The sequence below is a fragment of the Actinoallomurus oryzae genome, assembly GCF_039541955.1.
Lineage (GTDB): Bacteria > Actinomycetota > Actinomycetes > Streptosporangiales > Streptosporangiaceae > Actinoallomurus > Actinoallomurus oryzae.
The window spans coordinates 300,714-323,312 of the sequence record NZ_BAABHF010000016.1 but is presented as its reverse complement, the minus strand read 5'-3'; the positions used below and the strand labels follow the sequence as shown (position 1 = coordinate 323,312).

At 70.1% G+C, this 22,599-nt stretch carries 21 protein-coding genes; 5 read left to right on the top strand and 16 right to left on the bottom strand.

Annotation, left to right across the window (positions count from 1 at the left end; translation table 11 throughout):
• Nucleotides 1-5: 5 nt before the first annotated feature.
• Together ABEA10_RS12160 and ABEA10_RS12155 are read left to right on the top strand one after the other, a co-directional pair.
• On the top strand, nt 6-203 hold the full coding sequence (locus tag ABEA10_RS12160) for a ferredoxin (protein WP_329260225.1): 198 nt from the start codon (nt 6-8) through the stop codon (nt 201-203).
• Nucleotides 200-1,231 carry an NAD(P)/FAD-dependent oxidoreductase gene (locus ABEA10_RS12155; protein WP_345461835.1) on the top strand — a complete coding sequence of 344 codons (1,032 nt, stop codon included), beginning with the start codon at nt 200-202 and terminating at the stop codon, nt 1,229-1,231. Before ABEA10_RS12160 ends, ABEA10_RS12155 begins: the two co-directional genes overlap by 4 nt.
• A 1-nt stretch (nt 1,232) precedes the next feature.
• On the opposite strand, the gene ABEA10_RS12150 is transcribed toward ABEA10_RS12155, so the two are convergent.
• Both ABEA10_RS12150 and ABEA10_RS12145 read right to left on the bottom strand, forming a co-directional pair.
• Nucleotides 1,233-2,672: a sodium:solute symporter family protein gene (locus ABEA10_RS12150; protein ID WP_345461833.1), complete on the bottom strand. Its 1,440-nt coding sequence runs from the start codon at nt 2,670-2,672 to the stop codon at nt 1,233-1,235.
• A gap of 52 nt (nt 2,673-2,724) precedes the next feature.
• The gene (locus tag ABEA10_RS12145; protein WP_345461831.1) at nt 2,725-2,952 is read right to left on the bottom strand and encodes a DUF3311 domain-containing protein; all 228 of its coding nucleotides are present in this window, start codon (nt 2,950-2,952) and stop codon (nt 2,725-2,727) included.
• 552 nt (nt 2,953-3,504) lie between these two features.
• Here ABEA10_RS12145 and ABEA10_RS12140 point away from each other — a divergent pair.
• Together ABEA10_RS12140 and ABEA10_RS12135 are read left to right on the top strand one after the other, a co-directional pair.
• Nucleotides 3,505-4,983, top strand: a complete 1,479-nt coding sequence (locus ABEA10_RS12140; protein WP_345461829.1) for a hypothetical protein — start codon at nt 3,505-3,507, stop codon at nt 4,981-4,983.
• A 110-nt stretch (nt 4,984-5,093) separates the two neighbouring features.
• The gene (locus ABEA10_RS12135; protein WP_345461827.1) at nt 5,094-5,729 is read left to right on the top strand and encodes a GNAT family N-acetyltransferase; all 636 of its coding nucleotides are present in this window, start codon (nt 5,094-5,096) and stop codon (nt 5,727-5,729) included.
• Nucleotides 5,730-5,784: 55 nt separating this feature from the next.
• On the opposite strand, the gene ABEA10_RS12130 is transcribed toward ABEA10_RS12135, so the two are convergent.
• Nucleotides 5,785-7,239: a protein kinase domain-containing protein gene (locus ABEA10_RS12130; RefSeq protein ID WP_345461825.1), complete on the bottom strand. Its 1,455-nt coding sequence runs from the start codon at nt 7,237-7,239 to the stop codon at nt 5,785-5,787.
• Between the two features lie 476 nt (nt 7,240-7,715).
• Between ABEA10_RS12130 and ABEA10_RS12125 the strand changes: the two genes are divergently transcribed.
• On the top strand, nt 7,716-8,075 hold the full coding sequence (locus ABEA10_RS12125; RefSeq protein WP_345461824.1) for a LysR family transcriptional regulator: 360 nt from the start codon (nt 7,716-7,718) through the stop codon (nt 8,073-8,075).
• A gap of 91 nt (nt 8,076-8,166) precedes the next feature.
• Here the strand turns inward: ABEA10_RS12125 and ABEA10_RS12120 are convergent, their stop codons facing one another.
• The 13 genes from ABEA10_RS12120 to ABEA10_RS12060 form a co-directional block, all read right to left on the bottom strand.
• Nucleotides 8,167-9,459, bottom strand: coding sequence for a 2-hydroxyacyl-CoA dehydratase (locus ABEA10_RS12120; protein ID WP_345461822.1), 1,293 nt, complete (start codon nt 9,457-9,459; stop codon nt 8,167-8,169).
• Entirely contained in the window at nt 9,459-10,595 is a 1,137-nt protein-coding gene (locus ABEA10_RS12115) for a 2-hydroxyacyl-CoA dehydratase (RefSeq protein ID WP_345461821.1), read from the bottom strand. Before ABEA10_RS12115 ends, ABEA10_RS12120 begins: the two co-directional genes overlap by 1 nt.
• Complete coding sequence (locus ABEA10_RS12110) at nt 10,592-11,830, bottom strand: CaiB/BaiF CoA transferase family protein (protein WP_345461820.1); 1,239 nt, start codon at nt 11,828-11,830, stop codon at nt 10,592-10,594. The genes ABEA10_RS12115 and ABEA10_RS12110 overlap by 4 nt, the downstream gene beginning before the upstream one ends.
• Nucleotides 11,827-12,975, bottom strand: a complete 1,149-nt coding sequence (locus tag ABEA10_RS12105; RefSeq protein ID WP_345461819.1) for a CapA family protein — start codon at nt 12,973-12,975, stop codon at nt 11,827-11,829. The genes ABEA10_RS12110 and ABEA10_RS12105 overlap by 4 nt, the downstream gene beginning before the upstream one ends.
• A gap of 65 nt (nt 12,976-13,040) precedes the next feature.
• Nucleotides 13,041-13,901, bottom strand: a complete 861-nt coding sequence (locus ABEA10_RS12100; protein ID WP_345462218.1) for an alpha/beta fold hydrolase — start codon at nt 13,899-13,901, stop codon at nt 13,041-13,043.
• Nucleotides 13,901-14,797, bottom strand: coding sequence for an alpha/beta fold hydrolase (locus tag ABEA10_RS12095; RefSeq protein ID WP_345461818.1), 897 nt, complete (start codon nt 14,795-14,797; stop codon nt 13,901-13,903). Before ABEA10_RS12095 ends, ABEA10_RS12100 begins: the two co-directional genes overlap by 1 nt.
• A gap of 64 nt (nt 14,798-14,861) precedes the next feature.
• On the bottom strand, nt 14,862-15,593 hold the full coding sequence (locus tag ABEA10_RS12090; RefSeq protein ID WP_345461817.1) for an ABC transporter ATP-binding protein: 732 nt from the start codon (nt 15,591-15,593) through the stop codon (nt 14,862-14,864).
• The gene (locus ABEA10_RS12085) at nt 15,590-17,398 is read right to left on the bottom strand and encodes a branched-chain amino acid ABC transporter ATP-binding protein/permease (RefSeq protein ID WP_345461816.1); all 1,809 of its coding nucleotides are present in this window, start codon (nt 17,396-17,398) and stop codon (nt 15,590-15,592) included. The genes ABEA10_RS12090 and ABEA10_RS12085 overlap by 4 nt, the downstream gene beginning before the upstream one ends.
• The gene (locus ABEA10_RS12080) at nt 17,391-18,242 is read right to left on the bottom strand and encodes a branched-chain amino acid ABC transporter permease (RefSeq protein WP_345461814.1); all 852 of its coding nucleotides are present in this window, start codon (nt 18,240-18,242) and stop codon (nt 17,391-17,393) included. The genes ABEA10_RS12085 and ABEA10_RS12080 overlap by 8 nt, the downstream gene beginning before the upstream one ends.
• Before the next feature lie 16 nt (nt 18,243-18,258).
• Nucleotides 18,259-19,485 (bottom strand): ABC transporter substrate-binding protein, encoded by a 1,227-nt coding sequence (locus ABEA10_RS12075; protein WP_345461811.1) that lies wholly within the window; start codon nt 19,483-19,485, stop codon nt 18,259-18,261.
• A 214-nt stretch (nt 19,486-19,699) separates the two neighbouring features.
• A complete protein-coding gene (locus ABEA10_RS12070; RefSeq protein WP_345461808.1) occupies nt 19,700-20,422 on the bottom strand; it encodes a TetR/AcrR family transcriptional regulator in 723 nt (240 codons plus the stop codon).
• Nucleotides 20,423-20,589: 167 nt separating this feature from the next.
• On the bottom strand, nt 20,590-21,054 hold the full coding sequence (locus ABEA10_RS12065) for a MaoC family dehydratase (RefSeq protein ID WP_345461805.1): 465 nt from the start codon (nt 21,052-21,054) through the stop codon (nt 20,590-20,592).
• Entirely contained in the window at nt 21,051-22,550 is a 1,500-nt protein-coding gene (locus tag ABEA10_RS12060) for an acyl-CoA synthetase (protein ID WP_345461802.1), read from the bottom strand. Before ABEA10_RS12060 ends, ABEA10_RS12065 begins: the two co-directional genes overlap by 4 nt.
• Between the last annotated feature and the right edge of the window lie 49 nt (nt 22,551-22,599).

The following is a 22,599-nucleotide window of genomic DNA, read 5'->3' as shown; positions in this document are numbered from 1 at the left end:
CCTTGATGAAGGTAACGATCGACCAGGACAAGTGTGTGGCCTCCGGCCAGTGCGTGCTCGCCGCCGCCGGCATCTTCGACCAGCGCGACGAGGACGGCATCGTCGTCCTGCTCGACCCCGACGTGCCCGCCGGACGGGAGGACGACGTCCGGGAGGCCGCCATGCTCTGCCCGGCTCTGGCGATCACGGTGGAGGAGGAGTGAACCGGATCGTCATCGTCGGCGCCTCGGCGGCGGGCCTGACCGCCGCGGAGGCACTCCGCCGTCGTGGCTACGACGGAAGGCTGACGCTGATCGGTGACGAGCGGCATGCGCCGTACGACCGGCCGCCGCTGTCCAAGCAGGTCCTCGCCGGCACGTGGGAGGCCGGACGCACCGCCCTGCGCTCGCCCGAGGCGCTCGCCGGGCTCGGCGCCGACATCCGGCTCGGCCGGGCCGCCACCGGCCTGGACATCACCGGTCGTCAGGTGCACATCGGCGACGGCCACCCGATCGATTTCGACGGCCTGGTCATCGCCACGGGTCTCACTCCCCGTCGCCTGCCCGGCGGCGACCTGGCCGGGGTTCATGTGCTGCGGACCCTCGACGACGCCGTCGCCCTGCGCGCGGCGCTGCTCGCCGGGCCGCGGGTCGTCGTCGTGGGCACCGGGTTCCTGGGGACCGAGGTGGCGGTGACGGCCCGGACGATGGGCGCGGAGGTCACCCTGGCCGGCCCGCGGCCGGTGCTCCGCCCGTTCGGCGACCGGGTCGGCGCGCTCGTCGCCGCGTTGCACCGCGACCACGGCACCGTGCTGCGCTGCGGGGTGCCCGTCCGCCGTCTGCGGGGCGCGGGCGGCCGGGCCACCGGGGTCGAACTGGCCGATGACACCCTGCTGCCGGCCGACGTGGTTGTCCTGGCCATCGGCTCGGATCCCGCGACCGGCCGGCTGGAGGGTTCGGGCCTGCGGCTGGGGGACGGGGTGACGTGCGATCGGTTCTGCCGCGCGGCTCCCGGTATCTACGCCGCCGGAGACGTCGCCTCCTCCCCGCCGACGGCCGTTTCACCGCCGCCTACGCCCGCAACGGCACGGTGGTCGGGGTCCTCGGCTGGAACCACCCGCGTGAGATGTACGGACTGCGCCGGCTCGTCGCCGAACGTGCCTCCTGGGCGGCCGCGTAACCGGCCGATGCCCCGGCGGTCACAGGGCACCCGGAGCGGCGGCTTCGGGTGCCCTGTGCGCCGTCGTCCGTAGGCTAGGCGCGCCCGGTGGCCTCGTGCGAGAGCCCGGCCGGCCTGCCGCCGAGGGTACGTTCCAGCGCCGCGCCGATGGCGACGACGACCACGTTCGGCACGAGCCCGATCAGTCCCACGTTGACGTGGCCCTGGTAGACGTCGCTGAAGGTCAGCCAGATCACGACCGCCTCGCCGACCAGCAGGCCGGACAGTACCGGCCACAGGCCCACGATCCTGCGGGCGAACAACGCCAGGACGATCGCCGGGATCAGCTGGTCGAGCCCCGAGTAGGTCAGCAACAGCAGGTTGGCAAGGAGATCCGGGCGTACGAGCGCGGTGATCAGAGCGAAGCCGGTGACGACGACGACCGACACATGGTTCACGGCGATCTGGCTGCGCTCGCTTCGGGTGCCGACGAGATTACGGGCGATCAGCGTGGACATCCCGACGATGAGCCCGGCCGCCGGCACCATCGCGGTCGCGGCCGTCGCCACCACCACGATGCCGACGAACCAGCCGGGAAACGCCTGACCGGCGAGCGTCAGGAGCACGCCGTTGCTGCCGGAGTTCTTCGGCAGCGCGAGGATCCCCGTGAATCCGATGATCATCGGGAGCGCCAGGGCGATCGAGTACACCGGGAGGAACACATAGTTGCGGCGTACGGCCTTGGGCGACCTCGCCGAGAGCAGCGCCGGCCACTGGTGCGGGAGCGTCATGAACAGGACGCCGATGGTCGAGGACACCATGCTGCTGAAGAACCAGGCGGTGTCGTTCTCACCCGCGTGCACCTTGAGCATGTCCGGGTGAGCGGCCAGGATCTTGTCGAACGTCGGGCCGATGCCGCCGGTGAAGTGCGCCGGAATGGCGATCAGCAGGACCAGCAGCACGACGAGCATCAGGGCGTCCTTGAAATACGAGGTCGTCGCGACGCCGCGGATGCCCGCCCAGAGGACGAACGCCACCACGAGCACGAACGCGATGATGATGCTGACATCGCTGGAGGTCTTGTCGCCGGTGGCCAGCTGGACGGCGAGACCGAGCCCGGTGATCTGCAGCTGAAGATAGGGGATCAGGAAGACCACGCCGCACAGCGCGGCGAGCCGCCCGAGCAACCGCGAGTCGTAGTGGTCGGCGAGGAAGTCGGCCTGGGTGAGATGGCCGCGGTCCCGCGCCCGTCGCCAGATGACCGGGCCGAGGAAGTACAGGCCGGCGTACGCGAGCGGAACGTACGGCAGCGCGTACAGGGCGGCGGCTCCACCGGTGAAGGCCAGGCCGGCCATACCGAGGAACGTGAACGTCGTGAAGACCTCTCCGGCCTGCAGGAACCACATCGTCATGGCGCCGAAGCCACGACCGGCCACCGTCCATTCGGACAGGTCGCCGGTGCTGCGGCGGCCGACGAAGCCGAGGACGGCGATCACGACGATGCCGACGAGCGTGACGACCAGGGTCGTGGTCATGAGACCTCCTTCGCCGACCACCGCGCGTCCTTGATTCCCTCGCACCGCTCGGTCATGGCCGGCCTCCGTCCGTCGCGTCGACGTCATCGGTCTCGTTCGCGTCCGCGCGGCTGAACTCGATGAGGGCCAGGACCAGGGTGAGGCCCAGGACCCAGGCGGCCGTCCAGACCATGATCGAGGGGAGGCCGAGCCACAGGGACGAGGAGTTGACGAAGGGCAGCCAGACCGTCGCGACCAGTGCCACGACGACCACGCCGAGCAGGATCAGCTTGATGCGCATGGGGCTCCTTCCGTGGGGGTTGCAGGGAGATCACCATCTCGGCGGCTCTCGATGCCGCATCACCGCCCGCGACGGCGGAGGCCGGGGGAGCGATCGCTTCGATCGACGGCGCGCGGCCTCGGCAGCCGCGCCGGTCGGGACGCGACGGCCGCCCGGGGTAAGCGTCTGGTCATCGAGCCACCTCATCGCCGATGGTGGAACGAACCCACGATCACTCGATTTGATCACTTGATGCAATCCATAACAATGGATCTTCCACGCCGATTTTGTGGCGCGTCCTCGCGGCGGGTCGGCGGGCCTGCCCCGGCCCGGCGGCGGCCGTTCGAGCACCGCCCGCCCGGTTCGGCGACCTCGGCTACCGGAGACGGGCTCGGCGGCGGAGGGCCGGATTTCGGCTATACCGAACGTAAACCGCAGGCCGCTAACGTGCCGCCTCAGCCCGGCGCCCGCATTGTCGATGCGGGGTCGGGCGGTTCGTATTGATCCGCGGAACGGGGATCCCGATGAGCGCGCGCCCGTACGGCGACGCGTCGAACGTCTTCAGGAGGACGAGTGGGCAGGTTGGTCCGGGTCGGAGCGGGAGTGTCGTCACTCGCGCTGGTGGCGGGTATCGCGACATGGGCCGCGGTGCGGGAACCCGCGTCCTCCACCGCGTCGATGCGCTCGAACGCCGACGCCGCCGCGTCGCCGGTCGCGAACGCCGTACGCGTCGACCTGTCGCAGAGTCAGGGCGCGTTTCCGTTCCGGCCCGGCGGTGAGCTGAGCGCGACGCCGAACAGCTGGAAATACGGTACGAAGACGAGCGCCGAGTTGAGCGGCCTGAAGCTCGACCGGTCGCGGGTGTGGCTGGAGTTCGACCAGGCGTACGACGTGGCGAACAAGAAGCCGGACTACGCCAAGTGGTACGACTACCTGCAGGCGTACTCCTCGTGGTCGAAGTCGCTGGTGCTCAACTGGCGCTCCGACTACGACCCGCTGGTCACCAAGGGCACGTTCTCGCGCGCCGAACTCTTCGCCGCCGAGCGCGACATGCTCGCCGACTACAAGCGGCATTTCCCGACCATCGAGTACCTCGAGTCGGAGAACGAGCCGCCGGACATCGCGGCGTACTACCCGAAGTACAAGTTCACCTACCAGATGGTCAACGCGGTGAACGCGATGAACCTGCCCGGCCCGGCGATCAAAATCGGTGGGCCGACGACCGACATCTTCACCACGAACCGGATCGGCGCCTTCCTGGACCTGTACGCCGCCGACACGGACGCGAACAAGCGGCTCGACTTCGTCTCCTACCACCAGTACCTGATCAACACCACCGGCGGTGCGTGGGACAAGCTGAAGATGGACCCGGCGGTCGTCGCCACGGAGCGTTCGCAGCTGAACTCCATGCTGTCCGCCCGGAAGCTGAAGAGTGTTCCCGCCCTGGTCACCGAGAGCGGCGTCTTCCCCGGATCCCGCGCCTCCAGCTTGGGCCTGTCGGCCGACTACCACATCCAGGCGGCGGGCCTGGCGTCACTGCACTACTACTACCTCGGTCAGAAGTCGGTCACGCCGTTCCACTGGACCATCGACCACCCGGACAACGACCGCAAGGACATGTTCGCCGACACCGGCACCGGCGTACCGCGGCCCTACTTCAACATGATGCAGATGCAGTCGATGCTGCCCGCGACCCGGTACAAGGCGACGTCGGACCAGCTCAGCGCCCAGGGCATCGGCGTGTACGGGCTGGCCGCCGCCGATCCGACCAAAGTCGCGGTGATGACGTGGAACTATCAGTGGACGCAGCAGACCGGCTACAACTCGAAGATCGTCCTGTCCCACCTGCCGAGCGCGTTCGGCAAGTCGAACATCCTGGTGACCCGGTACAAAATCGGCGATGACTCGGACTCGGGCGACCTGAAGCCGGTGGAGCAGTTCGTCATCGCGCCACGCACCAGCGGCTACACGAGCCAGACCCTGTCCCTGCAACCGAACGAGCTGCGCCTGCTGGTCCTCACACCCACCACCCAGCCCGTGACCCCGCGCTGACACCGCGACGACCGACCGGCCCCTTGCGGATGATCGCAAGGGGCCGTTATTTCGCTTGGCGTGCAAATCGCCTACGGGAGTGAGGGGGATTACGGAGTTACGAAGGAGAAGTGAAGCCGTTGTCCTTACGGCGCGAGCGCGGCCTGGTTCTCGTCAACGTGTGGGAGATTGGTGCCATGTCAATGTTCGCTCCCTTTCCCCGAATCGACGACGGCACGCTCGTGCTGCGGAATTTCTCCGACGACGATGCGAGATTCATCGAAGAAGTCTCCGACGATCCGCTGATCACATTGATCGATCCGGTGCTCGCGCAGAGCAAGGTTCAGGCGACATCCGACGTTGATCAGATGCAGGCCCTGATCGACCTGGCCCGAAGCCACTACGTCGCAGGCGTCAGATATTACTTCGCCATCGCTGACGCGGAAACCGACCACGCCATCGGACATATCGGACTGGGATTGAAGGATCTGCAGGCCGGGCGGGCAAGCATCGGGTACTGGATCGCCGAACGAAAGCGCGGTCAGGGGGCGGCGGGACATGCGTTGCGCATGCTGTCGGCCTGGGCGTTCACGCCGCCCGGGATCGACCGCCTTGAGCTGTACGCGGAGCCTTCGAACGAAGCGTCCTGGCGCACCGCCGAGCGGGCCGGCTACCAACGTGAAGGACTCCTTCGCCGTTGGTGGCCCGCCGAAGACGAACGCCGAGACGTTTACCTCTACTCCCTGCTGAGATCCGACCCTCGCTGAAGAACCCGGCCGCGTACCCCGCTGTGTCCAACGCGGGCCAGGCTCGGTCCCCGGGTCATCGCCAGGTGCCGGTCGCCCATACCGGCGTGCCGTTCTTGTCCTCGATCACCAGGTTGGCGTCGGCCTGCAGCACCATCGTCGGATGATCATGGCCCTGGCATCCCGCGCCCCAGACCGGCCGATCGCTCGCGGTGTAGACGACCAGGTTGCCGTCGCTCTGGAGGATGGCGTGGGCTCCGGGCCGGTGGGTCCCGGTGGACCAGATGACCTTGCCACCCTTGTCGCGGAGCACGAGATCACCGTCGGTCTGCATGGTCAGCGCGATGCGGTTCGTCCGCACGGTCCTGCCCGAGCGGAGCACGTACGGTGCGTGCAGCACGCGGCTCGTCCACGGCGGCCCGCCCGCCAGCGGCAACTCGTTCGAGGCGGCCTCGGTCCCGGCGTGCTTGCGGCGTGAAGCCGAGGGCGTGGGGCTCGCCACGGTCATCGGTCCGCGGCTCCTGCTCGGGGAGGCCGTCGGGTGCTGCTGCCGGTCACCGGGCTGCACGGAGTGGACCGTGGTCGTCACCGTTGGGGCGGCCTGCGTCGCCGCCGGTCTCAGCTTGATGGCCCCCGTGGCCGCGGCCACACCGGCCGCGAACGCGGCTACGGTGATGATGGCCGCCACCGGCAGTACCCACGCGCGGCGAGTGCGCTTTCCGTCGCCACCTTCCTTTCCGGGTCCCTTCTCGGCGGCCGGAGGCGCCGTGTCGGTGGAGGCCGACGGTGTGCCCTCGGCCACCTGGCGGAGCCGCTCGACGACCTGAGCGCCGCTGGGCCGCCGTTCCGGGTCCTTGTCGAGCATGGCCATGATCAGCGGGGTGAGCGGTCCGCCGTGGATCGGGTCCGCCGGCCGCGCGTTCATGATCGCCTGGAAGGTCGCCTCCGGGACCTTGCGCAGGAAGGGTGAGTAGCCCTCGACCGCCGCGTACAGGACGACGCCGAGGGAGAAGAAGTCCGACGCGGGCACGGCGACCCTGCCCAGCATCCGTTCGGGTGGAAGGAACTCGGCGGAACCCATCATCATGCCCGTGGCGGTGAGCCCCTGCTCGCCGTGAATCTGGGCGAGGCCGAAGTCGGTGAGGACGGCCCGGCCGTCGTCGCCGATCATGATGTTGTGCGGCTTGACGTCCCGGTGCAGCACACCCATCGCGTGCGCGGCGACCAGCGCCTCCGCGACCGGCAGCGTGACCTTCATGACGCCCGATCCGACCGGGGCCCAGAATCTCCGCAGGGCGAACCGCACCAGCCGCTGGGCCTTCGCGCTGCGTGCCAGCCGATCACGCGCCTGTGTCGCGTAGAAGGCGACATGGCGGGTCTCCTGCCGGACGATCCGTTCCAGCAGGGCCGACAGAACCGGGTGGTTCTCGAATGCGGTAAGGCGTTTGTACGCGGCGATCGCCGACCATTCATTTGCGATGTACGACAGCGGCGGCTCACCGCAGGCCGGTAGGGACCTCGCCCGCATCATGATCGAGCCACGTCCGGCCCACGAATCCGCGGTGGATCAGGTGACGCCGGTGGAAGATGTCTCTCCGGCCGTCGAAGCGGGGGACGAAGAGGGTCCGCGGCCGCAGGTCGGCGATGAGGCCGTGCACACCGCGGCGGCCGACGACAGTGCGTGGACGAAATCCTCGTGGAGCATTCCCTGGAGCCGGGAGGCCCGGTGCACTGCGTGGAAGCGGTTCTCATCTCGACCGCCACGGCGGTGGGGTGATCGCGGGCTGAGCCGGTGGTGATGCGCTCGAATGCGACGGACGGTAGTGCCGGCTGTACCGCGGATGTACCGCGTGCCGGATCGTGACGGCCGTCGGTCTCGGAGAAGCTACTTCGTACGAAGCGGCCGGATGCCTCCAGCCGCTTCGCGATCAGCTGGACTCCTTGGCGCCCTGGCAGGGCGCCGCCGGCCTCGACCTGGACATCGCTCGCATTCGCGGAGGGAAATGCGTGGACTTCCAGTCACTTCGTTACGCGATCACGCTTGCGGAGGAGCTGCACTTCGGCAGCGCCGCGCAGCGGCACTACATCGGCGCACAGCCGTTCGGCCGTCGAATCCACGAGCTGGAGCGTGAACTGGGCGTCCGGCTGTTCGAGCGGACCAGCCGGCGGGTCACCGTGACTCCTGCGGGCGCGCGGATCGTGGCCGAGGCACGGGCCATCGTGGACGCGGTGGACGCGCTCACCGATTCGCGCCACTGGGCCGGACCCGACGAGCCCGAAATTCCGGCCGGCTCGCGCAAGGAGTCGAAAGGCCGGTCGCGGGAAAAGGTACGTGGCGGCGGGAACGCGCGGAGCGCCGCCACGTGAATGTCAGTTGAAGTCGATTTCTTCGAACACTACGCCAGCGGGGCCGAAATAAATTTCCTGGTAGTTCCTGAAGCGCACGTTCGCGCCCGTCTCAAGGTGCCGAGGGAGTGTGCGGGCTCGGCTTTTTCGATGCCCTGCCGGCGACGCGGTCGGTGAGCCAGTCATCGACCGCGGCGCGGACGGTGGTCAGGTCGTAGGCACGCTGGTCGACGTTGTCGACCCGCAGTTCGAACACCGGGATACCCGCGCGTTCGAGCGTCTCGGTGATGAACCAGCCGCTGCGCGCGTCCTCGCCGACCAGGTGCACGACTCCGTCGACCTGGTGCAGTCTCGCCTCCTTGAGGTACCACTCGTTCGACCACGGTGGGCGGTACAGCTGGTCCGAGAAGGCCGCGAACCTCGCAGCGAGGGCGCGCATCGGGTCGTCGCCGTGGCGGATGTAGCCGTCCGCGGCGATCGCCAGGTACATCGACCAGACGAAGACGGCGCCGTGACGTTCCTCGAAGTACCGGTAGAAGTCCATGTCGTACCAGAGGCCGCGGCCGATCCACATCAACCGCAGCCGCTCGCCGGGGCAGGCGGCCTCGCCGGCGGCGACGCGCGCGGCGACCTCGTCATGGAAGCGTCTGGCGGCGTCCCGGGCCCAGACGGTGCCACGGTGCCATTGCGGGACCATGACGCTGGAGATGCTGTCGTCCACGCGAAGCGGGACGGGACGCGTGCGGGCGATGAGGTCGCGGGTGCGGCGGTTCCATTCCTCCTGCTCGTTGATCAGAGCCATGACCTCGCGGAAGCGGGACTCGCGGAAGACGCGGCCGGTCGTCGTCTCCAGGAAGCGCACCAGCCCTTCCAGCTCGGCGACCATGAGGTCCAGGCGTGCGGTGCCGATGACGGTCTCCCACTGGTCCGGCATCAGCTCCCACCAGTTGACCGGGACGGTGTCGGCGGCGGCGCTCTCCAGCGGGTAGTAGGCGATCCCGTCCTGCTCGTCCCAGATGTCGAAGACCTTGCGTGAGGCGTCGCCGGTGGTGTCGCCCAGGACGATCGTGGGCCGGGGCAGCCCGTTCCAGGGAGGGTCGGGGATCTCCGCGAAGACGGACGCGAGGGAGGTGGCGCTGTACTGCTCGGAGTAGTCGGGATAGCCGTTCTCGCGGAGCGTCCGCAGGTATTCGCCCGTACGCCGCTTGGCGGCCACGACGGACGCCCACCATTGGTTCACCACGTACGGGATGCCCATCGCCCGGAAGATCTCCTGTGGTGCGTCGGCGTTGACGAGGGCGAGTGGTGCGCCACCGGCCACGGCCTCGCGCAGCCCGGCGAACCATTCCCGCTGGTAGCGGGTGGCCTCGATCGAAGAGGCGAGGAGCTTGTTCCGCCGGGCCATCAGCCGGTCTCTCCGTTCTGACGGGCGGTGCGCAGGGCGTCCGCGATGATCGGCAGCGCGTCCTCGCCGAGTTCTCCGTAGCGGCGGTGTTCGAGGATCACCGCCGGGACGCCGGCCGCTCTGCGCTGGGCGGGGAAGTCCCAGGCCGGTGCCTCGTCCCTGTCGCGGACGTAGCACACGAGCAGGTCGGGGTGGGAGCGTTCCACGGTGGCGGCGGTCTGGTCGGCGCGGACGCGGACCGACGACCGCGCCGCGGTCGGGGCCCGGTACTGGTAGCGCTCGGCCAGGGCGTCCAGGGTCGGCTCGCCGACGAGCGGCCCGGCGAGTGCGTCTCCCCAGTCGTGGTCGTCGGCGACGATCAGGTAACCGGCGGCTTCGATCGCACGGTAGACCTCGGGACCGTCATGGGCACTGCCGGTGAGGTAGAGGCGGGGACCGTCGTAGCGGGGCAGGCCGGCGTCGGCGAGCATGAGCCGGTCGAGCAGTGCCGCGTGTTCCTCGGGGGTCAGCACCGCGCCGGCACCGATCGCGACCAGCGCGTCCTCGCCACGCAGCGCGGGACGGTCGGCGGTGCGCAGCCGCCGCAGGGCGAGAATCCTCCGTCGCGCCTCGTCGTGCTGCCGGACGGCCTTCGCGAGCTCGCTCTCGCCGATGCGCCGGCCGGACCAGCGTTCGAGCAGTTCCTTGGTCTCCGCGAGCCGGACGCGGTTGTAGCGGGTCGTGGTGCGGTGGGGGAGATGAAGGACGTCGACGAGGTGGGTGCGCGGCAGGGAGGGTTCGACGCCGAGCCGGCGCAGTTCGCGGACGGTGTAGAAGAGCCGCAGTGAGGCGGCGCAGTCGTTGGAGATCAGCAGCAGGTCCAGCTCCGGCTCTCCGGACAGGAGACCGGCGAGGATCGAACGGGCCGCGGGATCGAGGCCGGTGCCGAGATAGCGGTCGGCGGCGGCGCGGTCGCGGGCGGGATCCCCGGCCAGCCGCACCGGTAGCGCCCCGGCCGCCGTGACGAGTTCGACGGGGACGTCGGCGCCCACGCATCCCACGACCGGGGCGCCCGCCGCGCGTCGGCGCCGGATGGCGGCGGGCCGGTCGTCATAGGCGTCGCGCAACTCCTTGAGCGCCGCGGGCGTGGTGCTCACAGGACGCCCTCGTCGGCGAGCGCGGCCAGGCGTTCGGCGGAGTAGCCGAGCAGCCCGCCGAGCACCGCCTGGTTGTGCTGGCCGATGTGAGGTGCCGGGCGGTCCAGGTCGGCGTGCGAGGCGGAGAACGTGATCGGGATTCCCGGGCCCAGCAGTCCGGTCGGGCCGTGGTCGGGGTGGACCAGCTCGACGACCTCCCCGCGGGCGAGGACCGTCGGGTCCCGGACGGCCTCCGCCGGGTCCCGTACCTCGGCGGCCGGGACGCCGTGGTCCGCGAGCCGCTTGATCGCCTCCGCGCGGGTCAGCCCGGACGACCAGGACCGGATCAGCTCGTGGAGTTCCGCGGCGCTCCGAACGCGCCGGTCGCGCGTGGCGAAACGCTCGTCCCCGGCCAGTTCGGGGCGGTCCATCGCGGCGAACACCCCGCGCGCGAACGCGTCGGTCGGGCCGCACAGAGCGATCCAGCCGTCGGCGGCCGGGAACACGCCGAACGGTGCGAGCCGCGGCACCAGCGCGCCGGTGCGGCCGGGCAGGCCCATCATCTCGTAGGCGTCGAACGGCTCGCAGGACAGCAGTGAGGTGAGCGCGCCGAGCATGGACACGTCGACGTGCTGGCCCTCGCCGGTGTGTTCGGCGTGCAGCACGGCGGCGAGGGTGCCGATGACGGCGTACAGCGGGGCGAGCAGGTCACCGACCGGAAGTCCGAACCGGACGGGAGGGTCGCCCGGTTCGCCGGCCGTCATCATCACCCCGCTGAGCGCCTGGATGATGGTGTCCATCGCCTTGCCCGTGCCGGAGCCGCCGCCTTGCGCGCCGAAGCCGCTGATCGAGGTGTAGACGATGCGCGGGTTGACCGCACGCGCCGCCTGGTAGCCGACGCCGAGCCGGTCGGCCGTGCCGGCCGCGTAATTCTCGACCACGATGTCGGCGTGGCCGAGGAGGTCGGCGAAGACCTCCCGGCCGCGGGGCTGCTTGAGGTCGAGCGTGACGCTCAGTTTGCCCCGGCCACGGGTCAGCATCGACACCGACATGTCAGTGTCGTCGCGGCGATCGGCGGCCGGGCCGTCCGCTCGCGCGTACGGGGAGTTGCCGCGGGAGCTGTCCCCGCCGGTCGCCGGATTCTCGATCTTGATCACGGTGGCGCCCAGGCCGGCCAGCAGCAGCGTGGCGTACGGTCCCGCCAGCGCGGTCGTCAGGTCCAGGACGGTCTTACCGTCCAGCGGTCGTGCCGTCATCGGGTTCCCCCGTCCACTTCCGTCAACTCGATCTCGGCGTCACCGCGCCAGCGCGTCGCGGTGTCCAGGCCCGCGCGGCGGCCGATGCCGTCGATGTAGGCGGCGACGTCCTGGCCTCCGTCGCGGCGGCCCCGCGGGACCGGGCGTCCTCGGTCGTCGATCCAGCAGGGCACGTAGCCGGCACCGGTGAGGCCGGACGCGCCGAACCGCATCGTGGCGATGGCGGTGTTCCGGCTCTCCGGATGGAAGGGGTAGAACGGCATGTCCGGATCGGGCGCGAACCCGTACAGTTCGACGCGGCGTCGTGCCCATGCCTCGATCTCCGCGCTGTCGCCGCCGGTCGGGGTGAGGGCGCGGGTGACGGTGACGAAGTTGCCGAGGCCGTGGTAGATCGGACGGCCGCGATAGACCTCGATGCCCCGCATGATGTGGGCGTGGTGGCCGACGACCGCGTCGGCGCCCGCGTCGATCGCGGCGTGCGCGACGGGCCGCTCGTACATGGCGATCGCGGCCGGGGTGTGGCCGACGCCCTTGTGGAAGGCGACGAGGACGGCGTCGGCCTCGGCGCGGGCGGCGCGTACGTCGTCGGCGAGCCGGTCGAGGTCGTCGGGTTCGGCGAAGGTGTAGATTCGCGGCGGGCCGCCGGGGCTGGCGTGGTCGAGCTCGTAGTGGGTCAGGACGTGCACGTACGCGCAGCCGGCCTTCGCGGAGGTGGCCCATGACTCGCGGGGGCCGACGCAGTTGTAGCTGAGCACGGCCAGTCGCAGTCCACCGCGTTCGACGATGGCGGGGCGCCGCGCCGCGGGCAGGTTCGGCCCGGCGCCGGTCGTGGCCACGCCGTTGTCCCGCAGGTGCCGGATCGTGTCCGCGACGCCGCTCGCGCCGGCGTCGTAGATGTGGTTCCCCGCGAGAGTCGCGACGCCGAACCCCGCGCCGGGCAGCGCCGCCAGAGCGGCGGGATCGGCGGGCGGGGCGGGCACGTCGGTGCTGGTCCGCTCGGTGGTGTCGGAGTGCGGCACCTCGATGTGCGCGACCGCGACGTCCGCCCCCAGCAGCGTGTCGCGTGCCGGTTCGAAGAACGAGGCGGGCTCGGGTTCGTCGAGGATGACGTCGCCGACGGCCATCACGGTGATCTCCGCGCTCATGAGTCCTCCTCCGTCGGAGGAGAGATCCCGGCGCACGTGTTCTTTGATTCGCTCGCTCCGCTCGCTCATGCTCCGGCTCCCGTCCTGGCGGCGGTCCGGGGCTCGGCGACGTCGTTCAGCTCGTCGACGAACACGCGCACCTCCCGGACGAGCCGCTCCGGGCTCTCCGTGCCGATGAAATGGCCTTCGTCCTCGAAGAGCACGGACTTGGCGCCCGGGACCGAACGGGCCGCGCGCAACGCCGACTCCGGGGAGATGACCCCGTCCCGCATCGCCGCCAGGATCAGGACGGGGACACGGATGCCGCGCAACACCTCGGCCAGTTCCTCGTCGGTGCGCGCCCGCGGGAACGGCTTGCCCTGGTTGATGAGCGTCTCCCGTTCGGGCTGGGCGAGGTACCGCTCCACGCGGCGGGCGATCTCCTCCTCGCGCGCCGCCCGCCGGACGGGGTCGTCGGTCGGCCCGTACATGATCCGGAGCTGCTCGGCGACGATCTCGGGGGAGCGGCGGTTCTCGATCATCCGGCGGCGACCGGCCGACGAGTCCGTGCCGCCCGCGCGGTCGTGCGGGGTACCCACCACGGAGATCAGCGCTTTCAGCCGTTCGGGCCGCCGGGCGGCGAGATGCCAGCCGATGCCGCCGCCGTGTGAGATACCGGTGTAGATGAACCGGTCGATGCCGAGACGGTCGGCGAAGGCGCAGACGTCGTCGGCCCACTGGTCCAGCCAGCCCTGTTCCGGCGGTACGTCCGGGTGGCTGGACCTTCCGTATCCACGCGCCTGGATCGTGTACACGTGATAGCCGGTGGGCGGTGCCGCCAGGCAGGACGGGTAGGCCTGAGGGTCGAACGCCATGGCGGACGACAGGACGACTTCGTCACCGGTGCCGTACTCGTCGTAGTGCAGCGTGGCGTCTGCCATCTCCATCAAGGGCACGGGGAGCTCTCCTCGTGGTCGGGCCGGTCGTTGGACTTCGCGTCGGTGGGGGAGAGGAAGAGCCGGATCTGGTCGATCAGTGGCTCGGGTTCCTCGTCCAGGAGCGTGCTGTGGCCGTGATCCTGGAAGAGGACCAGGCGAGCACCGGGGACGGCACTCGCGGCGCGCAGGTTGTCCTCGGGCCGGCAGAGCCGGTCCTGCATACCTCCGGCGACGAGGACGGGGACGTCGACGCGGCGCAGTTCGCCGGCGACCTCCGCGTCGGTGCGCAGATGCGGCAGCGCGACGCCGGCCCGCGGCAGCGTCTCCGGATCGAGTGCGTCCAGGCTCTTCAGGTAGCGTTCGCGGGCCTGGGCGCGCCGGCGCAGCCGCAGCGGATCGGACGTGGGCGAGCGCATCGAGGCGAAGATCTCCTCGGCCAGCCGTCGGTCGTGGACGGCGGCCCTGCGCTGTTCCCAGCCGGACGATCGGCCCGGCCCGGCGTCGCGGCCGTGTGGCGCGCCGACCACCGACACCAGCGCCCGCAGTCCGGGCGGGCGGCCGAGTGCCAGGTGCCAGCCGACGACGGCGCCGTGCGACGCTCCGGCGTAGACGTAACCCGTCTCACCGAGGACTTCGGCGACACGGGCGACGTCCATCGCCCACCGTTCGTACCAGCGGTCGCCCAGATCCTCGTGGGCGCGTGGCGAGCCGTCGGTGCCGCGCAGCTCCAGCGACAGTACGTTGAGGCCGGGAACCTCGGCCAACATCCGCAGCCAGAGCGGACGAGGCGGCCCGCCCGGCCCCTGGTGCGCCGCGACGACCGTTCGTGCGCCGTGCCCGAGCCTCCTCCACCGCAGCCCGGCACCCTCCACCGGCACCACACCGCTCCTCCCGCGGCCGCTCATGAATCCTCCTTCGTCGGCGGGAGTGACCACTGGCGCGCGTCTTCGATTCCCTCGCTGCGCTCGGTCATGGGGCCAGCTCCTTCATGAGGTGGTCGCGGACGCCTTCCGCCGTGCTGTCGACCGTGGACACGATGCGGCCGAGCTTGAGAACGGCCACCCGGTCGGCGACCCGCAGGCTGAGGTCGACGTTCTGCTCCGCCATGAGCAGGGATATGCCTCGCCGCTCCCGCTCGGCCCGCAGTACGTCGCCGACCGTGTCGACGACGCTCGGCTGGAGACCGTCGCTGATCTCGTCGATGATGAGCAGCCGGGGTTCGCGCAGCAGCGCCAGCGAGAGCACGAGCATCTTCTGTTCGCCGCCGGACAGCGTCCCGGCGGTCTGCCAGAGACGGTTCGTCAGCACCGGGAAGTAGGCGAGCACCTCCTCGCGGCGCTTCGCCGTATGACCGCGGGGCAGGTGCATGGTGGCCGCCTGGAGGTTCTCCGCGACGGTCAGGTCGGTGAAGAGGTTTCCCTCCTGAGCGGCGTAGCCGACGCCGAGACGTACGATCCGGTGGGCGGGCCGGCCGGTGACGTCGGAGTCGCCGACGCGGACCGTCCCGGTCGTCCGGCCGGCATGGCCCATGATCGCCTTGAGCAGGGTCGTCTTGCCCATGCCGTTGCGGCCGACGACGGCCAGCGCCTCGCCGACCGCGACGTCGAACGACACCTCGCGGATGACGGTCGCCGCGCCGTACCCGGCGTCGAGATCCCGTACGTGCAGGCCGAGGGTCTCGGTCGTGACGTTCGCGCTCATCGGACCGCCGTCCCGAGATAGGCGCTGCGTACGGCGTCCGATCCGCGGACGGTCTCGGGCGGGCCGTCCTCGATGACGCGGCCACCGTGCAGCACGACCACACGGTCGGAGACGCGGATGACGAAGTCCAGATCGTGCTCGATGAGCACGACCGCGATCCCGATGTCGCGCAGGTGCTCCAGGACCTGGCCGATGTCATGGCGTTCATGGGCGGTGAGCCCGGCGGTCGGCTCGTCCAGGATGATCACGCGGGGCCGCGCCGCGACGGCCATCGCCACCTCGAGACCCTGCCGCAGCCCGTGCGAGAGGTCGGCCGACGGCGTGTCGGCCCGCCCGGCCAGCCCGGCGATCCGGACGATGTCGATGACGGACGGGGCGACCCCGACCGTCGCGCTGCGCCGCCACGGCGAGGGCAGCGCCCCGCGCCGGTCGGCCAGCAGCAGCGCCTCGGCGACGGTGAGGCTGGCGAAGACGGAGGGGATCTGGAACTTCCGGCCCACGCCCGCGCGGGCGATCTCGTGCGGTGCCGGCCGGTCGCCGAGCCGTCGGCCCGGCAGCAGGAACTCGACCGTCCCGCGCGACCGCAGCCGTCCGTCGGTGATGACGTTCGTCAGTGTGGACTTGCCGGCACCGTTCGGCCCCACGACGCACAGCAGCTCGCCCGCGACGACGTCCAGGGCGACGCCGTCCAGGACGCGCAGGGAGCCGTATCCGAACACCAGGTCGCGAATGCGGATCACGGGCCCGCCGCCGTCGGCGTCCGGCGCCGGACCGTCCGGCGCCGGACGGTCCGGCTCAGCGGGCGCGGCGGCGATGACGCGTCCGCGCGGCGGGTGCCGGTGGGCGAGCAGCCGCCCGGCGAGCCGGACGAGCGGCCCGAGCAGCCCGCCCGGGATGAACACCACGACGGCGATCAGCAGCGCGCCCTCGATGATCGTCCATTGGGCGGGGAACTGCTCGTTCAACTTGGCGCCGGCCAGGCTCATCACGATCGCGCCGATCATCGGGCCGACGATGGTGGCGCGGCCGCCGACGGCGACCCAGACCAGCATCGAGGTGGCCAGCGTGAAGCTGAACTGGCCGTCGTTGGCGACACCGGTCATCATCGCGAAGGCCGCCCCGGCGAGTGCGGTGACGGCCGCACCCGCGGTGAACACCCAGATCTTGACGTTGACGTCGTTGTAGCCCAGGTAGCGGGCGCGCGGTGCGTTGTCACGGACGGCGCGCATCAGCAGTCCGAAGTCGCTGCGGACGACCACCAGCGCGACGGCGACGGTCACGGCCAGCATCGCCGCGGTGATGTAGTACCACCCCAGCGAGGAGACGCCGGGCAGGTTGAAGCCGAACAGCCCGTTCTCGCCCCCGCCGAGGCCCGGCGTCTGGTCGTAGACCGTGACGGCGGCGGTCGCCAGCGCGAGCGTCACCACGACGATGTAGAAGTCGTTCGACCGGCGGGACGACAGGCACAGCCGCGCGACGATCGCGGCGAGGACGGTCGCGGTGACCACGCCGATGACGACGCCCACCAGATACCGGCCGGCCGAGCCGTGGACCTCGGTGACCAGCCCGACGTCGGACAGGACCGTGGTGGTGTGGCCGACCGACAGGGCACCGATGCCGAACCAGAGCGCGTGTCCGAGGTCGGGCACGCCGGCGTAGCCCCAGACGAAGTCCAGGCTCACCGCCACGATCGCGTACAGGAACGCCTGGGCGAGCAGTTGCTGGTAGTAGGTGCCGCTGAGGAAGGGAGTCACCAGCACGACCACGGCGATCGCGGCCGCGGCGGCCGTCACCGACCTAGACATGGACCCTCCTGAACCTTCGCAGGTCGATGCCGTCCGGGAGGACGCCGAGGACGACGACGGCCACGGCGATGACGGCGACCGTCGCGTACGCCGGTTTGGACCAGTAGGCGAACCCGACCTGCACGATCGACAGGACGACGCCGGAGATGACCAGGCCGTGCAGGGTACGGCCCGACATCATCACCGCGAGGAAGGCGGGGATGAGCAGGTTCCCGGCGTAGTTCGGGCTGATCCCGGAGATCGGGCCGAGCAGAACGCCGACGAATCCGGCGAGGGCACAGCCGAGGACGAAGGTCGTCTGCCGGACGAGCGATGTGTTGATGCCGCTGTCCTCGGCCAGGTCCGGGTCGGCCATGCACATCCGCACCCGCAACCCGACCCTGGTGAAGCGGGTCAGCGCCCACATCGCCACGATCAGCAGGACGGCGGCGACCACCAGCAGCACGCGGTACTTCTGCCAGGTGGTGCCGAACAGGTGGAACGAGCCGTGCAGCGGGGTGGCCATGACGCGGCTGTCCGGCCCGTACCTCAGCTGGATGACCTGGGTCAGGACCAGCGACAGGCCCCAGGTCGCCAGCATCGTCTCCAGCATCCGCTCGCGGACCCGCCGCAGCAGCAAGGTCTCGGCGGCGGCGCCCAGCAGGCCGGTGACGATCGCGGCGATCAGCGCGCCCGTCCAGAAGCCGAGGCGCGGCCCGATCTCCAGCCCGGTGTAGACACCGACGGCCATGAAGCCGGTCTGGGCGAGGTTGACGATGTGCATCAGGCCCAGCACGATCGCCAGTCCCATGAGGACGAGCAGGGTGGTCGCGCTGGTGTTGATCATGCTGATGAGGACGGTCATGTCGTCTCCCGCCCGGTCACTGCTTGCAGCCGACGGCGGGGTCGGCGGACGGGACGGTGTTCAGGACGGTGGAGGCGGAGCCGTTCGAGCCGACCTTCCAGATCCGCATCGGCATCGTGACGTACCGGTTCGCCGCGGCGGTCACCTTGCCGCTCGGCGTGTCCGCCGTGGCCGCCGAAAGGGCCGCCCCCAGCTTCGCCGACGAGGGCTTCTCGCCCTTGGCCAAGGTGTCGATCGCCTTGGTGACGAGCGTCATGCCCTGGTAGCTGAGGATGGCGTCACCGGGGTTCACGTTCGGCGCCGCCGTCTTCAGCGCCGCGAGGTAGGTGGTGTTGGCGGCGTTCTGGGCCGACTGGTCGTAGGGGCCGGCGTAGACGACGCCCGCGGCGGCGGAGCCGAGCGCTCGTGCCGTCTTGGTGACCATCTGCATGTCACCTTGAATGAGCCTGGCCGTGCCCGCGTTCGCGGCGAACTGCTTGTGGTAGGTGATGTTGTCGCCGGCGACCACGGCGCTGAACACGGTGTCGGCCCCGGAAGAGATGATCTTGGAGATGTCGGGGGAGAAGTCCGAGGTGCCCAGCGTCTCGTAGCCCGTCCCGACGACCGTTCCGCCCTTGGCCTGGATCTGGGCTCTGACGATGGCGAAGGTCGCCTTCGGTGAGGCCGAGTCGGTGCCCATCAGATAGAACTTCTTCGAGCCGTGGGCGAGCAGGTGGTCGATGAGCGGCAGCGCCGCCTGCTTGGGCGATGGCCCGTAGTTCCACATGTTGGGGAAGCAGAACTCCGTCGCGCCGGTGGAGAAGGAGATGTACGGCACCTTCCGGACGGCGGCGACGGCGCGGCACGCCTGCGCGTTGGCGGCGGGCTGGCCGGCCACGATGAGGTCGACGTGGTCCTGGTTGACGAATCGCTGGCAGACCTGCGTGGAGGTGGCCGGGTCGCTGGCGTCGTCACCCTTCGTCAGCTTGATCTTCCACCCGCCCGACCGGTCGTGGACCTTCACCGCGCTCTCGACGCCGCCGGTGAAACCCCCCGCGTAGAGCGCGGCCGTTCCCGACAGGGGTGCGATGTAGCCGACCTTGAGGGTCGAACCGCCGTCGCCCGCCTCGCTCGTCCCGCAGGCGGCGAGGGGGAGGAGCAGTGCGGCGGCGACCGCGCAGAGGACGCGGGAACGGAACGCCGGCGGGCGTTGGATGCGCGGAGGGGTGGGGGATGGGTGACTTGCCCCGATGTTGGCGAACATCCGGGTACCTCCTCGATGACACCACGCCGCATCCGGCGGCGTGAAGGAGTGTGTGGAGTGAGATGGGCGTTCCGCGGCACGGCGGTCATCGTCGTGACGGCATGCCTGGTCGCGTCAGGGCACACCGGCGGTGCGCCGTGTCGTGATGTGAGTTCGGCTGGTGGGGGATGAGGCCCGTACGGGGCGGGCGCGTGATGCCTTCAGCGCCGGCCGGTTACCACCAGACGTCCCGGTGGGCCTTCTCGACCACCTCGACCAGGCGGGTGATCGACGGGGCTTGGAGATCGTCGAAGCGCAGTGGGCGGCCGTCGCGGTGGGCGCGGACGGTTCCGAGGGCCAGGTCGGCGAACTGGGCGGCCACCGTCTCCAGGCCGAGCGCGCCGTCGGCCTGGTACCACTGGGTGACCAGTGTGGTCGAGCGCATCAGCGCGATCCGCGCCAACGACGCCGACCCGAAGGTGAAGACGCCCTCCGCCTGCCCCCGGGCGAGGACGTCGGTCCACAGCCGGTTCGTCCGCGCGCGCTGGCGGCTGATCGATGGATGGTCGGACCAGTCGCGTGCGTGCAGTTCCTGCTGCAGCAACTGGCCCATCTGCGGATGTTTGATGGGGATGATGACCTGCACGCCGATGAGGGCGGCGAGCCGTTCCTCGGGACGGTCGACGATGCCGCAGGCGTCCTGCAGCGCCTGGCCGTGCCTGCTGAGCCCTTCGAGCACGAGGTCGCTCAGGGCCTCGTCCTTGGAGCTCAGGTAGTGGTAGAGCATCGAGGTGCTCACGCCGGCGTGCGCGCCGATCTCGCGGATCCCGGTCGCGTCGAACCCTTTTCGCGAGAACAGCTCCAGCGCCGCCCGTGACAGCCGGACGTTGACGGGCGTGGCGTCCGCGGCCCGGCGACCGCGCCGCCCCTGTACCGGCTTGCCGGCGTCTCCGCTCATCCGGGCCTCCTCGGTAGGTCATCTGGATTATCGATCGATCGGTCGATCAATCCATTGCCGCAGAACGTATCTTTTGATCGATCGATCGGTCAATACCTGCGGCGAATCTGCGAGCGTCGAATTTCGGCCGGTCATCGGCTCGTCAATCACCGAAGACCGGCATTGGTCTATGCGTAATGACGGAGGACGGCCCGCGCGGCGCAGGCGGGTTTGTCGGAGCCCTCGATCTCCACGGTGAAGGCGAGCCGCATCTCGACGCCGTTGCCGCGAACATCGTCGACGGACTCCACGGTGCCGTGCAGGCGGATCTTGGCGCCGACCTTTACCGGCTGCGGAAAACGGACCTTGTCCAGGCCGTAGTTGATGCTCATCGAGATGCCCTCGATGGCCAGCAATCGGGTGAAGAGAGGAATGATCAAAGACAGGGTCAGGTAACCGTGGGCGATCGTGGCACCGAACGGGCCGGTGGCGGCACGCTCGGGATCGGTGTGGATCCACTGATGGTCGTCGGTGGCGTCGGCGAACATGTTCACCCGTTCTTGGGTGATCTCCAACCAGTCGGTACGGCCCAGGTCGGCCCCGGCGAGAGCCTTGATCTCGTCGAGACCGGTGACGGTACGCGCGGCGGTCATGGCAGGTCTCCTTCAGAAGGGGTACCGAATTTCTCTCGAATGCGAGCCTTGATCAGCTTCCCGGCGCCGGTGCGGGGCAGAGCGTCGGTGAAGACGAGTGACTTGGGAATCTTGTAGCGTGCCAGACGCCCATCGAGGGAGGCGAGGATGTCCTCGGCCCTCGCCGTGGCATCGAGCGCGAGAACGACGACGGCGCGGGGTACCTCGCCCCACCTTTCGTCCCGGACCCCGATGACGGCGCAGTCACCGACGGCCGGATGCTCGTAGAGCAGGTTCTCGACCTCGGCCGGGTAGATGTTCTCACCGCCTGAAATGATCATGTCTTTGGCGCGGTCGACGATGGTGACGTAGCCGTCGTCATCGGTGCGGGCGATGTCCCCGGAATGGAACCAGCCGTCGTGGAGGGCCGCGGCCGTCTCATCGGGGAGGTTCCAGTAACCGCTCATGACATTCGGGCCTTCCACGAGCAGTTCGCCGCGGGAGGAGTCGTGGCCGGCGGGGTCGACGATGCGGACGTCGTCGAAGAAGTGCGGAAGGCCGGCGCTGCCGGACTTGTCGAGGGCGTGCTCGGCGTCGAGCAGGCACACGCCGGGGGACGCCTCGGTCATGCCGTAGCCCTGGAGGAAACCCAGTCCGCGTCGCCGGTAGGTCCGGATCAGCGCTTCCGGCACCGGAGCGCCGCCGCACAGCATCATCCGCACCGACGACAGATCGGCCTCGGCGAACCGGGGCTCCGCGGCGATCCGCTGGAACATGGCCGGCACGCCGAACATCACCGTGACGCGGAGGCGCTCGACCAGGTCGAGGGTGCGGGCCGGGGAGAACGACTCCTCGAGCACCAGGGTGCCGCCTTTGAGCACGGTGGGCAGGCAGGTCATGTTCAGCGCGGCCGTGTGGAACAGCGGTGCGGAGAGCAGTGCCACGTCACCGGCGGCGAACTCCCCGTCGACCAGGGTGTTGAGGCTGTTCCAGATGAGGTTGCCGTGCGTGAGCACGGCGCCTTTGGCGCGTCCCGTCGTGCCGGAGGTGTACATGATCATCGCCGTGTCGGCGTGCGTCACGCGGATGTCGATGGGATCCGGGGGACACGCGGCGAGCGCCTGTTCGAGGCCGGCGTCCACGGCAAGGCGGCGCGGAACGTCGCAGGTGACCGCGGACTCTTCGAAGGCCGGGGTGTGCACCAGAACGCTCGCCCCGGAGTCCGTGAGGCAGTGCCGCAGCTCCGGCTCGGCGAGCCGGGTGTTGAGGGGCACGAAGATGGCTCCGAGCTGGCCGGCGGCGAACAGGGTCTCCAGGAACGAGGGATGGTTGGGGCCGAGGTACGCGACACGGTCGCCGGGCCGCACGCCGAGCCGGCGCAGGTGGTGGGCCAGGCGCGTGGTGCGATCGTGCAGTCGGGCGTAGGTGATCGGGACGCCCTCGTGGATGACGGCGGGGCGGTGCGGGGTTCTACGGGCGCGTCGCGCGGTCCAGGACCCGATGCCGTGGTTGCGCATGCCGTGCCTTTCGGATGGGCCGGGCCCTTCGCCGGGCGGCCGGGCTCGT